We start from the raw sequence: 13,746 nt of genomic DNA, 5'->3' as shown, positions 1-13,746 counted from the left end.
GTGAACGGCATGTATCTCACGCGCCCTCAGCCAAGCTCGATGTCTCGCGATGGCCTCATGGAAGAACGAACCCCACCGGGCGCGACAAGGTCGGTTGGATCAGCCTGGGCGGCCTGGCTCGACGATGCCCGGGAAAATGACGCGCACCATGAGCCCCCGCCCTTCCAGCCCGGTGCCGGTGTGGATGGTGGCATTGTGAGCTTCCGCAATGCCGGCCACGAGCGACAGGCCGATGCCGCTACCACGCACAGGCGTGCCCGCGACCCGGTAGAAGCGCTCGAAGATGGCCTCGCGCTGCTCGGCCGGAACGCCCGGGCCGTCATCTGTAACTTCCAGATAGACCATGGGTTGCGCCCGTTCGCCTCCTTCTGAGGCCTCATAGCCGCAGCGCACGAGCACGTTGCCGCCTTCGCTGGTGTAGCGCATGGCGTTGTGCATGAGGTTACGCAGCAAGATGCCGATCTCATCGATGTCGCAGGAGATTCTGCAGGCATGCACATCCAGGAATAGCGAACGCTGGTTCAGGTTGGCATAGACCTCGAACTCCTGGGCAACGTGCTGCACCAGCTTGTTCAAATCGGCCGGTACGTGCTTGGGGGCCTTGGCACCCGCACTGATGCTCGCCAGATCGAGCAACTGCTCGGACAGCCGTGTGCTGCGCTTGGCGACAACCAGCAGCTTCCTCAGGGCGGCATCTTTGTCTTGAGGATCGGTGGCTCGCAGTGCGATTTCGGCCTGGGCCTGCAAGGCTGACAACGGTGTGCGCAGCTCATGGGCGGCATCCCCAATGAAGCGGCGCTCGCCTTCGATGGCCTCGTCCAGCTGCTTGAGGACATGGTTGAAGGAGTCGACCAATGGATGCAGTTCCCGCGGCAAGCGATCCAGCGGCAAGGCGGTGAAATCGAAGCGGCGGCGGTGGCGCATGGCGGTGCCGAGCGCTCGTACGGGTTTGAGTGCAGCCTGGCTGACGAACCACATGACAAGACCTGCGATGATGAGCAGGACCGTTGCCAGGGCCAGCGCATGGGCCGCCTCGTGGCGCATGTCCGCATCGACGATGCTCTGCAGATTGCCCACCTGGACGGTCACTCGTCCCGTGCTGTCGGTTGCGGAAAAGACACGCCACTTCTCATTCTCGACCTGGGTGGAGGCCGCTCCATCGGAGAAGTCGGGCTGAAGCGGCGACTCGGGGGACCCGGGCGTGCTGGCGACCATTCGCTTGCGATCAATCCAGATCTGGAACACCAGTTGCTCGTGTTCGGTGCCGGCGACCTCCTTCAGCTTGAGGCCCGGCCTGCCTTCTCCGTCGAAGTCGCTGTCGGCGGGGATCGTCACCAGGAGCTGGGTGGCGATCGCGCCGAGCTTTTCGTCCCAGGTGCTGGTGCGGTTGAGCGAGAGCTGCGTGAGCACGATCCCGAGCACCACCGTCCAGCACAGGGCGATGACCGCGACGATCACCAGGATGAGTTGCGCGTTGAAGGAGCGCGACTTCATGCGGTCGGCTGGCCGATGACGTAGCCCAGCCCATGGACGGTCCGGATCAGATCGTCGCCGAGCTTGCGTCGCAACTGGTGGATGAACACCGCGATGGTATTGCTCTCGACATTGCTCGCTGTGCCGTAGACGACATCGTGCAGATGGTCGCGTGTGACGACATGGCCAGGCCGCTCGACCAGGGCAAGCAGCGTACGGTACTCGTGGGCACTGAGGACGACCTCGGTGCCGGCCTTGGTGACCACTCGCTTGCTGCGGTCGATGAGGATGTCCCCATGGGTGAACACCGGGACGACACGTCCCTGGCTGCGGCGGATGACCGATCGCACGCGTGCCCAGAGCTCGTCGAACTGGAACGGCTTGACCAGGTAGTCGTCGGCGCCGGCATCGAGGCCGGCGATGCGCTCGCTGAGCTGGCCGCGTGCCGTCAGGATCAGAACGGGCGTGGCGTCGTAGCGACTCCGCATCGAGCGCAGGACGGCCAGACCGGAATCGCCCGGAAGACCGATGTCGAGCAGGACGGCCGCGTAGCTGTGGTCCACCAGGGCGCTGCGCGCGGTGTTCGCGTCGCCGACGTGATCGATGTGCCATCCACTCTGGCGTGCCCCATCGCGGATGGTTTCGCCCAGCATCTGGTCGTCTTCTACGAGTAGGAGGTTCATGTCACGTCATTCCCCGATCGGGCTTCGGTTCTCGAGAAATCATGAAGCAGACGCTTTAATATCTTTTTAAGCCATGGTACGGCAGTCTTTTCCCTGCCGATTTTGCAACTTCGGCGGATCCGAAGATGGGATTGACCCGGGGCGCCCAGCCATATCCAGCGCCTTCGATGGGCGCGGCGTGCTGGGCCGAGCCCGGCATGCCGCAGCCAGGATGCGCCCTCGCGTTTCCCGCAGTTGCCACCGGCCAGAGGATGTGGGTTCAGCTTTCTTGGCCGACCAGACGTCCGAACCAGGCAAGAAAGTCCTTCTGCATGGCGGGAGGAATGCCGTGGTCACCCGGGTACAGGTGCGTCTCATGGGGAATGCCGAGTTCGCTCAGCCATGCATCCGCGCGATGCGCCCAATCGACCGTCAGCTTGGTGTCGTCCCGGCCATGGCCGATGAAGCCATTGACCTCGGCCAGCGCAGAACGATTGGCCAGTTGCGGCGCGATCTCGGGCAGGATACGACCGGAGAGGATGCCGAAGCCGGCGACGAGCCCAGGCTGGGTGAGGCCGATGCTGGCGCTCACGATGCCGCCCTGGCTGAAGCCGGCCACCACCGTCTGCGAGGCGGGTACGGCGTACGTTGCCTGAAGTTCCGAGATGAAGCTCGCCAGTCGCTGCCGGCTCTGCTCCGCCGCCACCAGATCCGGGCGCGGTCCTTGGGGGCCGAACGACACCTGGAACCAGGCGTGCTGGCCGGGAGCGAACGTGAGTGGGCCACGTGCCAGGATCACGCGGGTGTCGATCAGCGTGTCCCCCAACGGCGCAAGATTGGTTTCGTTGCCGCCTACGCCATGCAGCAGCACGAGCAGCCGCTTGGCCGGCGCGGTATCGGGCGAGGTGGTGCGGAACGCAAGCGACAGGTCGGTACGAAGTTCGGAAATCGTGGCGTTCATGTGGCTTCCAGGGGGATGGTGGGGGTGAGGCCGAAGCCGAAGGAGTCCATCGACAGCACCTCGTAGGTCATGCCTCCGGGAATCCGGATGCGGTCTTCGTCCTGCGTGCTTGCGCCGAGTGCCACCAGCAAGGGGAGATAGTGTTCTTCGGTTGGATGCGCACGCGCGGCGTGAGGGGCGAGGCTGCGGTAGCGCACCAGCGCCTCATCGTCGCGGTGCGCGATCGCCTCGGCGACCCAGTCGGCGAAGGTCTGTGCGTACTCCGGGTCCCGGATGTGGCTGCGGAACTCGTCGAGGTTGTGGGTGAGGCTGCCCGAGCCGACGACCAGCACGCCGCGCTCGCGCAGCGGGGCCAGTGCCTTGCCCAGTTGCACCGCGCCCTGCGCGTCCATCCGCGCTGGCAGGGAGACTTGCAGCGCCGGAACGTCGGCCGCAGGCTTCAGGTAGCGCAGCGGCACCCAGGCGCCATGATCCAGGCCGCGCTGCGGATCGAGCGTGGCCGGCAGGCCCGCGTCGCCGAGCATCCGGACAATGTCGGCGGCCAAGGCAGGCGCTCCCGGCGGTTCGTACTGCAGCGCATAGAGCGCCTGAGGAAAGCCGCCAAAGTCGTGAATGGTCGAGTTCTGCCGGGTCGCGGTCACACGCAATCCGGACGTCTGCCAGTGCGGCGACACGACGACGATGGCCGGGATCTCATGCAGCCAGGCGCCCACACGTTGCAGGTTCGGGCCGAGCACGCCCGGTTCCAGCGCGAACATCGGCGAGCCGTGGGAAATGAAGAGTGAAGGAGCACGGGACATGGTGTCTCTCCAGGGCAGCGGGCGTACTTCGCCCGCTGCCGCGCCGGGGAACAGGTGAACTTACGATGCCTGGGCGGAGCCGGAGCGCCGCGCGTCGATGCTCAGGGCGCCAGCGCCATTGGCGGCCAGCAGGAGGAAGCCGCCCGCCATCGAGAGGTTCTTCCAGAAATTGATGGCCTGCGCGGCATCGCCGAAATCGGCATGGAAGATGAGCGCCGTGGCGACCGAGAACAGCGCCATCGCGACCGCGATCCAGCGCGTGAGCAGACCGGCGGCGATGGCCAGGCCACCTCCAAGCTCGAGCGCGATCACCAGCGGCAGCAAGGCACCGGGGACGCCCATGGCTTCCATGTACTGCTGGGTGCCGGCGTAGCCGGTGATCTTGCTCCAGCCGGTGATGATGAAGATCAGCGCCAGGGCGAAGCGGCCCAGCAGCGAGAGAATGGCATGCGATTTCATGGCGAGTGTCCTGTCTACGGATCAAATGGAGAGAAAGGAAAGGTGGCAAGGGCCGCGCAATGTGGCCCGTTGCCTGTTTCGGGGGTCAGTTGCGATGGATCCAGGTGGGCGCGATCTGGGTGCCCTGGCCGGCGCCATAGGCGAAATAGACGTTCAGTCCACCGACCGGCTCCAGATAACGGGCGTTCTTCAGACTGCCCGCGTCGATCGGCTGGAAACCGATGCTTTCGGCCAGTGCACGCACCGTCTGCTTGGCACGTTCGTCGTCGCCGGCATAGAAGACCGGCACGGTCTGGCCGTTGGCGAAGGCAGGACCTTCGGCGAGGACTTGCGCCAGGACCGTGTTGAAAGCCTTCACGATCTGGGCGCCGGGTAGCGCCTTGGCGATTTCCTCCGCCGCCGAAGTGGCATGGCCCAGCGTCAGGCCCATGTAGTCGGCCGTGAGCGGATTGGTGATGTCCACGATCACCTTGCCTTCCAGGGAACCGGCGGCATGCAGCGCGGTGACGGCCTGCTCGTAGGGCGTGGCCACGATGATCACATCGCTGTCGGCGGCACTGTCGGCTAGCGCCACTGCGGTTGCCGGCGCATTGGCGGCGGCAACAGTCGCCGCCTTTTCAAGATCACGCGCGACGATCCGAACCCGATGGCCGGCCTGGGTGAACTGACGCGCAAATGCCGAGCCCATATTGCCGGCACCAAGAATGAGGATGTTCATGAGAAGCTCCAAGTGGGTGACCCGTGTTCGGGATTGGTTGCCACTTTATTCTCTTCATTTATTGTTATAAATAGCGGTTCAAATGATTATTTGTCACGCAAAGGGGAACAATTCGTGCTCGACCTGCAGCAATTGAGCAGCTTTCTCGCCGTCGTTCGTGCTGGCAGCTTCGTCGGGGCCGCAGAGGCAACGAACCTGTCCAAGGCGGCGATTTCCCGACATGTGGGGGAATTGGAGGCCAGCTTGGGGATTCGTCTGCTTCACCGCACCACCCGCCGCCTTTCCCTGACGGAGGACGGGCAGCGCTTTCATACGCGAGCCATCGAGCTGGTGGCAGCCTTCGACGAACTGGAGACAGAAACCATCTCCCGCGGTGCCGAAGCGGCTGGCGTTTTGCGGATCAATGCACCGGTCTCCTTCGGCCTGCTGCATCTGGCCCCCCTGTGGCCACGGTTTGTCGATGCCAACCCGAAGGTGCAACTGGACGTCGATTTGAACGATCGCGTGGTCGATCTGGTCGAGGAGGGTTACGACATCGCGGTACGCATCACCAATCTCGCCGACTCGCAGCTCATCGGCCGCCGACTGACGACCACGAGAATCGTCCTGTGCGCCTCTCGCGATTATCTGGAAGCGCACGGGCATCCCCGGACGCCGCAGGATCTGGCGACGCACCGCATCGTGGCCTACAGTTACTGGACCGGCAGGGACGATTGGCGCTTTACCGGCCCGGCCGGGGAAGAGCACGTGCGGATCAGCCCGCATATCCGGACCAACTCCGGCGATACCTGCCGGATCGCCGCACTGGCGCACCAGGGCATCGTGCTCCAGCCAGATTTCCTGATCGGCGAGGATCTCAAACAGGGGCGACTCGTCGAGCTGATGCCGGAGTATCGATCGCTCACGCTGGGCATCCACGCCGTCTACCCCAGTCGCAAGCACCTGCCGATGAAGACACGGCGGATACTCGATTTCCTGGTCGACGCGTTCGCGTCGCCGTGCTGGCGATAGCGGCTACGCGAGCGCCGGCTAAAGCACCTCGGCTCGTTTGAGTCTGGCAGGTGCCAGCGACCAGATCAGGAGCGCGGCCAGGGACAGCGTGGCACCCACCAGTCCGGTCGACGCCCATCCCAGCCCGGCGGTGATGGCCAGGCCGCCGAACCATGGCCCCAGGGCGTTGGCGACGTTCAAGGCGGCCTGGTTGGAGGCCGATGCCAGGCCCTGTGCATCCCGGGCCACGTCCAGCAGATGGATCTGCATGATGGGAACCAGCGTCCCCATCGTACCCACCAGCACGATGCCGGGAATGACAGAGAGCGGTGACCGTACCGCGAAGAAGTAGAGCAGGAGCACGACGACAGCCCCGATCAGGCTCAGCGACACCGCCCGACTGCCGAACCTGTCGAACATCCAGCCTCCCACCTGGGCACCGAGCAGGGAGCCCACGCCGAAGGTGGCGACCCCGAATGGAATCCAGTGTTCGGATACGCCTGTAACATTCGTCATCGTCGGGGCCATGTAGCTGAAGACGCAAAACAGGCCCGAGAATCCCACCGAGCCCACCAGCAAGGCCAGCCATACCTCGGCGCGATGGAAGTCGCGCAGTTCCTGCCGCATGCTGGGCGCCTGGCCCTCCTGGCGCGGCGGCAGCGAGATCGCGATCAGCACGGCCGTGATCAGGGCGCCGGCCGACACGGCGTAAAAGGCGTACCGCCAGCTCAGCGACTGGCCGATGCCAACGGCCAGTGGATTGCCGATCAGTAGTGCGAGCGTGATGCCGAACATCACCTTGGCAACCGCGGCGCCGCGCTGTCCGGGCGTGCTGACAGAAGCGGCGACAAGGGCCGCCAGGCCGAAGAAGGCGCCGTGCGGGAGTCCCGACACGAACCGGGCGATCAGCATCCACCGATAGTCCGGTGCCAGTGCGCTGGCAAGGTTGGCGATGGCGTAGAGCAGCATCAGCGCCATCAGCATGGTCTTGCGCTTCACGCGCCCGCCCAGCAGCGCCATGGTGGGCGCTCCCACCACCACTCCGAGCGCATAGACGCTGATCAGGCGTCCGACGGCCTGCTCGGTGATGCCGAAGTCGCTGGCGACATTGGGCATCAGTCCCATGATCGAGAACTCGCTCACCCCGATCGCGAAGCCACCGAACGCAAGCGCGAAGATGATGGCGGCATGCCTGGCCCGGCTGACCGGCGAAGCTGCCTCTCCGGGAAGAGGGGTCACGACGCCAGGCATGCCGCGCTCTCGCTTGGGTGCCGGTACATTGCCGCACGTGTGGCCTCGACGACGCGCATCGCATCCACGGTCGCCCGCACGTCATGCACGCGCACGATGTGGGCACCGTGCATGGCCGCGATCACTGCGCAGGCGACGCTGCCATGCAGCCGCTCCAACGGTGGGACGTCCAGGAGCTGTCCGACCATGGACTTGCGCGACATGCCGACCAGCAGCGGCAACCCGAACGCCTGCAGCTCCTCCAGCCTTGCCAGCAATCCATAGTTGTGGGCGAGCCGCTTCCCGAAGCCGAACCCAGGATCGAGCAGCAGCCTGTCACGCGCGATGCCGGCAGCCATGCATCGTTCGATCTGCGCCTGGAGGTAGCTGGATACCTCGACCACGATGTCGTCGTAGTGCGGTGCGACCTGCATGGTCCGCGGCTCGCCCTGCATGTGCATCAGGCACACCGGCAGTTCACTGTCGGCTGCCGCTTCCAGCGCACCCGGCTCGCTCAGCGAGCGGATGTCATTGATGAGGTGGATACCCGCTTGTGCGGAGGCGGTGATCACTTCCGGCTTGGAGGTGTCGACCGAAAGCCAGACGTCAAAGCGCCGGGCAAGCGCTTCGACGACTGGAATCACCCGATGCAGCTCTTCGTCAACACTGACCTGCGCAGCACCGGGCCGCGTCGATTCGCCGCCGACATCGATGATCGTGGCGCCATCCCTGATCAGCGCATGGGCATGATCGATCGCCTTTCCCGGCGTGTTGTGGCGTCCCCCGTCGTAGAATGAATCCGGGGTGACATTGAGTATCCCCATGACGTGGGGGTGGCTCAGGTCGAGAACCGAGCCGCGGGCGGTGAGTTGCGTTGCGTTGTTCATGATCGACGAGACGGCTGCTGCGTTGGGCCAAAGTCCTCAGAACGGATAGGGCTGGGCCGGGTCTTCCAGCGTGACCCACTTGACCTCGGTGAACTCGTCGATGACCGCGCGGCCGTCGAAGCGCCCGTAGCCGCTGTTCTTCATGCCGCCGTAGGGGGCCTGGGCCTCGTTCTGCACGGTGGCGCCATTGACGTGGACGCAGCCGTACTGCAGGCGAGCGGCGACCGACAACGCACGGTTGATGTTGCTTCCGAACACCGCCGAGGACAGGCCGTATTCGCTGTCGTTGGCGACGCGGACCGCCTCTTCGATGCCGTTGACCCGCACGATGGTGGTCACAGGGCCGAAGGTCTCTTCCCCATAGATGACCATGCCCGGCTTGACGTGGTCGACGATGGTTGCCGGCATCCTGGCGCCCTCGGCATCGCCACCGGCCACGATCACCGCGCCCTTGGACACGGCGTCCTCCAGCATGTGATTGAGGCGCTCGCCGGAGGCGGGGCTGACCATCGGGCCGATGACGCAGCCCGGGTTCTCGCGCGGATCGGCCGCGAGCAAGGCCTGGGCGCGGCCGGCGAAGCGCTCGACGAACGCGTCGGCGATCTTCTCGTCCACCACGAAACGCTCGGTCGACATGCAGATCTGGCCCTGGTACAGGAACGTGCCGAAGATGGCGGCATTGACCGCGCCATCCAGGTCTGCATCGTCCAGCACCACGAACGGCGCCTTGCCGCCCAGTTCCAGCAGACTGCGCTTGAGATAGCGCGCGGAAGTCTCGGCGATGATGCGGCCAACCTTGGTCGAACCGGTGAAGTTGACCCGGCGCACCGCAGGGTGGGCGATCAATGCCTCGGTCACCGCGCCGGCATCGGTGGGGGTGGACGTGAGGAAGTTGAGCACGCCAGCCGGAAGGCCGGCTTCATACAGGCTGGATACCAGCAGTTCGTGGGTGCGCGGACTGCTCTCGGATGCCTTGAAGATCACCGGGTTGCCGCAGACCAGCGGATAGGCGATGGCGCGCGCACCGAGCAGCACCGGACCATTCCACGGCACGATGCTCAGCACCACACCCGCAGCCTGGCGCAAGGTCATCGAGAAGGTACCCGGCTTGTCGGTGGGGATGGTCTCCCCCTGGATCTGGGTGGCCAGGCCGGCTGCCTCGCGGAACAACGCGGCAGATCCACGCACATTGAACGTCGCCCACAGTTCGGAGGCGCCGACTTCGGCGGCCATGACCTTGCAGAACTCCGGGATCCTGGTTTCCAGAATGTCCGCGGCCTTGAGCAGGATGGCCCGGCGAGTGGACGGGCCGGTGGTTGACCAATCGGCGAAGGCGGCCGCCGCAGAATCGGCCGCCGCCAGGGCATCGTTGACCGATGCGGCCGCGCCGGTGGTGACCAGCTCGCCGGTGACGGGGTGGCGGCGCTCGAAGGTGGCGCCGTGTTCGGCCTCGCGTGGCGTGTTGTCGATGATGAGGCGTGTTTTCATGAAGTGCTTCTCGTGATGTGGATGCAATGCCGCGGCCGGATTCGATCGGTCGCGTCAGAAGGAAACCTCGGACAGCCGCAGGATGGGCTTGATGGTGATGCCGCTCTCGCTGTCGGCCATGGCCTGGTTCAGCTCCTCGAAGGGATAGAACTTGACCAGCCGGTCGAAAGGAAAGCGGCCCTGCCGGTACAGTTCGATCAACTCGGGAATGAAGGTGCGCGAGACCACGTCGCCCTGGACGATGCCCATGATCCTGCGGCCGGGAATCATCACGTCGTTGACGTTGAAGCTGGCTTCCGTGCCCTCTCGGGTGGCGCCGACGATGCCGCACGTGCCCAGCATCCCCAGACTGTCGATGGCCTGGCGAAGCACCTCGGCACGGCCGCTGCATTCGAGCGTGAAGTCGGCGCCACCACTGGTGATCGTACGGATCTCGGCGACAGGGTCTTGCTCACGGCTGTTGATGGCATGCGTCGCGCCCAGTTCCAGTGCCAGCGCGAGACGGGCCGGGTTCACATCCACCGCGATGATGGTCGTGGCGCCGGCCACGCGCGCGGCCATCAGTGCGGCCAGGCCCACCGCGCCGGTGCCAAAGGCGGCGAACGAGGTGCCGGCGTGGACCTTCAATGCGTTGAGTACCGCGCCGGAGCCGGTCTGGATGCCGCATCCCAACGGGCCGAGCAGTTCCAGCGGGACGTCCGTGCGGACCTTGACGACGTTGCGCTCGTTGGCGATCGCGTGGGTCGCGAAGGATGACTGGCCGAAGAAATGATCGTGGAGCGGATGACCTTGCGCATCATGTGCCGAGGAACTGCCATCCATGCGGGCACCAGCGAAGTTGAGCTGGCCCATGTGCTCGCAATGCGCCGGGTGTCCGGTTGAACACGGAGCGCACAGCCCGCAGTACATGTAGGTCATCACCACATGGTCGCCCGGCTCGACAGTGGACACCGCGGCGCCGACTTTCTCGACGATGCCCGAGCCTTCGTGGCCGAGGATCATCGGCAGAGGCGTGGCCATATGCTGGTCGCGCACCACCATGTCGGTGTGGCACACGCCGCTGGCGACCAGGCGTACCAGCACTTCGTCATCGCGCGGGGGCTCCAAGGTGGCCGACTCCAGGTGGAGCGGTTGGCCGACTTCACGCGCCACAGCGGCACGAATCGGCAGTAGCGGGGCATTATCGTGAGTCATTGGAGCCTCCTGTCGGTTGATATGAAAAGCCCACGGCTATGCGCCAAGGGATGAACTCGACTTGCATTTATTCTGTCCAGGAAATTTCTTTATTCAGATTTCAACTTTTCCATAAGGAATCTTGCGCCATCGGCGAGGGCCACTTCGCCATCTGGATTCTTGTCCTTCTGTTGGTAGAACTGCACAAATCCATGCTGTGCATTTGGATAGACGATGACCTGCGCTTCGCCACCGGCAAGACGCATTTTTTCAGCATAGTCCTTATCCTCATCACGCAGCGGATCGAGGTTCCCCACGATGATGAGGGCTGGCGGCAGTTTCTGGTGATCGCCCCACAGGGGCGCAACCAGCGGCGCATAGTGACTCGTGCCAGCAGGGACGTATGCGTCGATCACCTTGGAATTGATCTCGCGAGTCGGGAAATGGGTTTCCCCCAGCTCCTTCCAGGAGGGGGTGTCCATCTTGTTGCTCACGGTCGGATACATGAGAAGCTGTGCCTTCAGCTTCGGGCCGTGTCGGTCGCGCGCAAGCATTGCGGTCGCGGCCGCAATGTTGCCGCCGGCACTGTCGCCGCTGATCGCAATGCGACTTCCGTCTGCTCCGAAAGATGAGGCATTCTTCGCTGCCCATTTCAATACGGCATAGGCATCCTCCAGCCCGGCGGGAAAGGGATTTTCAGGCGCAAGGCGATAGTCGACGGAAAGAACGGCCGCGCCGGTGCGATTGGCCAGGCCCGTGAGCATCGGGTCGTAGGAGTCGAGATCGCCGGCGACGAAGCCTCCTCCGTGGATGAACAGCACGATCGGCAGCGTCTCCTCCCCGGTGTTGGCCGGCAGGTACAGGCGCACGGGAATCCGGCGTTCCGGCTTTCCGGCGCCGACCGTGAAGTCGCGCTGTTCCGCAACCCGCTCCGGCGTGCCTACCGATGCCACGGAAGACTTGAAATCCTGACGCATTTGCCTTGCGAACGCCAAGTCGCCTTCCCGCGTGGTGCCCGCATGGGAGGTCATGGCAAGGGCAGTCCCGATCAGAAACAATATCGGCGATATCAGCTTTGTGCGAATCACAGTGGAATGTCCATGGGTTTTATTGTCGAACGATGGTTATGGGTCGAGTGGAGAATCCTTCTGGCCGTGGTCGTTCAGGAACGCCGCGGCTCGTCTACCTCTATTGGGGTAGTGGCTGCCGTCACCCGCAGGTGTCGGAAGTGCGCGATCGTTCCCGATTCCAACCAGATGCCCACACCGCCGCGCTGGGTCGGCCCGAGCTTCAGATCGTTGACGATTAGTGCTGGCTGTGGATCTCGATCCAGATACAGGCGTGCTTGGCTTCCTGCCACGACCAGCCTCATATGGATCCATCGTCCCAGAGCGAGATCGGCATATGACTCGTACTTTCCGGGATCTTCGGCACGTAACTGATGGAACCGGAAGTCAGGGTAGGCGGCATACTGCACGCTGCGGTTCCGACGAACTTGATCGTCAGCCGTGCTGTTCGTTGGTCGCAGGTAGAGGCTCTCGAAGCGCCCCTGTTCGTCGATTCGGAAGCTGACTCCGACAAACCCCCTGGCGTACGCCGGCGCATCAGGTGCCAGCTCACTAGCCACCTCGACCTCGACCGTTCCGTCCTGGAAGTCTATCGGCAGCCAAGCCATGAAGTCGCGATCGCTGAGCGTCTCCTTGGCCGGATCTTGATAGTTCGCGGAAGGCATCCTCAGCTCCAGCGCTGTGTCTTCCCCCAGGTACATCGATGGGCGAAGCTGCACGCCAGATAGCCGGTAGGATTCTGCAGCACTCGTATCCAAGTCGTTGGCGGATTGGCGATTCTCATGCCTGCTCCGTACGTTCTCTTTTGTCTCTTTCGACAGGAATCCGCGGAGATCCGATGTGAACTTGACCGGATTCTTGAACATCAGGAAGTGGTCGCCCTGTTCCTTCTCCGTGTACACGTAGAGCTGCGAGCCGGGAATGGTCTTGTGCATCCATTGCTGGCTGGGCAGGTTGTTGCTGCGTTCTCCGGTAAAGATCGCTACCGGGATATTGATCTTGTGGCGGATGACGTCGCGCCAATCATTGACGATATGGTCGAACAACACCCGCCCCAGCGCCTGTGGATCGTTGTGGATGAAGGTGCTGGCGAATGCCGAGGAATTGGCGAAGTAAGGCGAGTCCTTGAGCTGCACGCGCTGCCAAGGCAAGAGGTCAGTCACCAAGCTGTTGAGCGGTGCGCCTTGGGTGAAGCCGGCGACCATGCGTTCGGGCGCGGTCGTGGTGCCGCCGGCATCGAGCCGCTCCTGTTCGCTCCAGTCCTGGTGCGAGTAGATCGAGATCGGCTCATCGACGAACACGGCCTTGTCGATGCCGCGGGTGCCGAATAGGTCGATGTAGCCCCAAAGCACCGCAGCGCCCATCGACCAACCGACGTAGTCGGCCTTGTCCAGCTTGAGGTGGTCGGAAAATTCCTTGAGGTCCATCGAGAAGCGTGCGATCCGGCTGCCATACTCCACCCGTTGAGACAACCCCTGGTTGCGCGGGTCGAGGACATAGACGTGATAGTGCTTGCTGAGCAGGTACATCACGTTGATGTATTCAGCGCCGTTGGCCGACCAACCCGGAATGAAGATCAGGGGTTCGCCCTGGCCGGCTTCCCAATAGGCCAACTCGGCGCCATCGGACGTGGTGAAGCGGTTGATCTGCAGGTCCGTGAAATCCGAGAGTTTGTGCGGCAGGCCTTCGATCCGGTTGGGAAAGACGTAGTCCTTGCCGAGTACCTTCTGGGCCGGATCGGCCAATGCGGGGGAAATGCTCATGGCGAGCCCCAGGAAGAGCAGCAATTTCGGCAGCATGATGGGCGATCCTCTTTGGAAATTGATGCGTCTGCGCCG

Annotated in this window: 13 protein-coding genes; 1 reads left to right on the top strand and 12 read right to left on the bottom strand. The window is 63.9% G+C overall.

Translation table 11 applies throughout. The features are described 5' to 3' along the window. Positions 1–99: 99 nt before the first annotated feature. The 6 genes from M3M27_RS11470 to M3M27_RS11445 all read right to left on the bottom strand — a co-directional run bounded on the left by M3M27_RS11470 (position 100) and on the right by M3M27_RS11445 (position 5,073). On the bottom strand, positions 100–1,494 hold the full coding sequence (locus tag M3M27_RS11470) for a sensor histidine kinase (protein ID WP_140720654.1): 1,395 nt from the start codon (positions 1,492–1,494) through the stop codon (positions 100–102). Further along, positions 1,491–2,156 (bottom strand): response regulator transcription factor, encoded by a 666-nt coding sequence (locus tag M3M27_RS11465; protein WP_140720656.1) that lies wholly within the window; start codon positions 2,154–2,156, stop codon positions 1,491–1,493. Before M3M27_RS11465 ends, M3M27_RS11470 begins: the two co-directional genes overlap by 4 nt. A gap of 259 nt (positions 2,157–2,415) precedes the next feature. Further along, positions 2,416–3,096, bottom strand: a complete 681-nt coding sequence (locus M3M27_RS11460; RefSeq protein WP_140720659.1) for an alpha/beta hydrolase — start codon at positions 3,094–3,096, stop codon at positions 2,416–2,418. Continuing rightward, entirely contained in the window at positions 3,093–3,896 is an 804-nt protein-coding gene (locus tag M3M27_RS11455; protein ID WP_140720661.1) for a dioxygenase family protein, read from the bottom strand. Before M3M27_RS11455 ends, M3M27_RS11460 begins: the two co-directional genes overlap by 4 nt. A 60-nt stretch (positions 3,897–3,956) precedes the next feature. After that, positions 3,957–4,355: a DoxX family protein gene (locus tag M3M27_RS11450; RefSeq protein ID WP_140720663.1), complete on the bottom strand. Its 399-nt coding sequence runs from the start codon at positions 4,353–4,355 to the stop codon at positions 3,957–3,959. Positions 4,356–4,440: 85 nt separating this feature from the next. Continuing rightward, positions 4,441–5,073, bottom strand: a complete 633-nt coding sequence (locus tag M3M27_RS11445) for an NADPH-dependent F420 reductase (protein WP_140720665.1) — start codon at positions 5,071–5,073, stop codon at positions 4,441–4,443. Positions 5,074–5,187: 114 nt separating this feature from the next. Here M3M27_RS11445 and M3M27_RS11440 point away from each other — a divergent pair, with 114 nt between their 5' ends. Then, on the top strand, positions 5,188–6,084 hold the full coding sequence (locus tag M3M27_RS11440) for a LysR family transcriptional regulator (RefSeq protein ID WP_256661879.1): 897 nt from the start codon (positions 5,188–5,190) through the stop codon (positions 6,082–6,084). A gap of 18 nt (positions 6,085–6,102) precedes the next feature. Here M3M27_RS11440 and M3M27_RS11435 read toward each other — a convergent pair whose 3' ends face one another. From M3M27_RS11435 to M3M27_RS11410, 6 genes are all read right to left on the bottom strand, one after another. Then, positions 6,103–7,314: an MFS transporter gene (locus M3M27_RS11435; protein ID WP_140720669.1), complete on the bottom strand. Its 1,212-nt coding sequence runs from the start codon at positions 7,312–7,314 to the stop codon at positions 6,103–6,105. Beyond that, entirely contained in the window at positions 7,299–8,180 is an 882-nt protein-coding gene (folP, locus tag M3M27_RS11430) for a dihydropteroate synthase (protein ID WP_140720671.1), read from the bottom strand. The genes M3M27_RS11435 and folP overlap by 16 nt, the downstream gene beginning before the upstream one ends. A gap of 36 nt (positions 8,181–8,216) precedes the next feature. Continuing rightward, a complete protein-coding gene (locus tag M3M27_RS11425; RefSeq protein WP_140720673.1) occupies positions 8,217–9,668 on the bottom strand; it encodes an aldehyde dehydrogenase in 1,452 nt (483 codons plus the stop codon). A gap of 54 nt (positions 9,669–9,722) precedes the next feature. Continuing rightward, positions 9,723–10,862: an NAD(P)-dependent alcohol dehydrogenase gene (locus tag M3M27_RS11420; RefSeq protein ID WP_140720675.1), complete on the bottom strand. Its 1,140-nt coding sequence runs from the start codon at positions 10,860–10,862 to the stop codon at positions 9,723–9,725. Positions 10,863–10,951: 89 nt separating this feature from the next. Then, positions 10,952–11,872, bottom strand: a complete 921-nt coding sequence (locus tag M3M27_RS11415; RefSeq protein ID WP_218569562.1) for an alpha/beta hydrolase — start codon at positions 11,870–11,872, stop codon at positions 10,952–10,954. A gap of 131 nt (positions 11,873–12,003) precedes the next feature. Next, positions 12,004–13,707 carry an alpha/beta fold hydrolase gene (locus M3M27_RS11410; RefSeq protein ID WP_140720677.1) on the bottom strand — a complete coding sequence of 568 codons (1,704 nt, stop codon included), beginning with the start codon at positions 13,705–13,707 and terminating at the stop codon, positions 12,004–12,006. Between the last annotated feature and the right edge of the window lie 39 nt (positions 13,708–13,746).

The sequence above is a fragment of the Xanthomonas boreopolis genome (assembly GCF_046529185.1).
GTDB lineage: Bacteria > Pseudomonadota > Gammaproteobacteria > Xanthomonadales > Xanthomonadaceae > Pseudomonas_S > Pseudomonas_S boreopolis.
Note: the sequence above shows the minus strand (reverse complement) of the source record. Positions and strands in the feature narration are given on the sequence as shown.

What these genes read in the sequence shown, in the direction of transcription:
- M3M27_RS11470 (WP_140720654.1), bottom strand. Translation starts at nt 1,494, where the DNA reads ATGAAGTCGCGCTCCTTCAACGCGCAACTCATCCTGGTGATCGTCGCG.
- M3M27_RS11465 (WP_140720656.1), bottom strand. Translation starts at nt 2,156, where the DNA reads ATGAACCTCCTACTCGTAGAAGACGACCAGATGCTGGGCGAAACCATC.
- M3M27_RS11460 (WP_140720659.1), bottom strand. Translation starts at nt 3,096, where the DNA reads ATGAACGCCACGATTTCCGAACTTCGTACCGACCTGTCGCTTGCGTTC.
- M3M27_RS11455 (WP_140720661.1), bottom strand. Translation starts at nt 3,896, where the DNA reads ATGTCCCGTGCTCCTTCACTCTTCATTTCCCACGGCTCGCCGATGTTC.
- M3M27_RS11450 (WP_140720663.1), bottom strand. Translation starts at nt 4,355, where the DNA reads ATGAAATCGCATGCCATTCTCTCGCTGCTGGGCCGCTTCGCCCTGGCG.
- M3M27_RS11445 (WP_140720665.1), bottom strand. Translation starts at nt 5,073, where the DNA reads ATGAACATCCTCATTCTTGGTGCCGGCAATATGGGCTCGGCATTTGCG.
- M3M27_RS11435 (WP_140720669.1), bottom strand. Translation starts at nt 7,314, where the DNA reads ATGCCTGGCGTCGTGACCCCTCTTCCCGGAGAGGCAGCTTCGCCGGTC.
- folP (WP_140720671.1), bottom strand. Translation starts at nt 8,180, where the DNA reads ATGAACAACGCAACGCAACTCACCGCCCGCGGCTCGGTTCTCGACCTG.
- M3M27_RS11425 (WP_140720673.1), bottom strand. Translation starts at nt 9,668, where the DNA reads ATGAAAACACGCCTCATCATCGACAACACGCCACGCGAGGCCGAACAC.
- M3M27_RS11420 (WP_140720675.1), bottom strand. Translation starts at nt 10,862, where the DNA reads ATGACTCACGATAATGCCCCGCTACTGCCGATTCGTGCCGCTGTGGCG.
- M3M27_RS11415 (WP_218569562.1), bottom strand. Translation starts at nt 11,872, where the DNA reads ATGACCTCCCATGCGGGCACCACGCGGGAAGGCGACTTGGCGTTCGCA.
- M3M27_RS11410 (WP_140720677.1), bottom strand. Translation starts at nt 13,707, where the DNA reads ATGCTGCCGAAATTGCTGCTCTTCCTGGGGCTCGCCATGAGCATTTCC.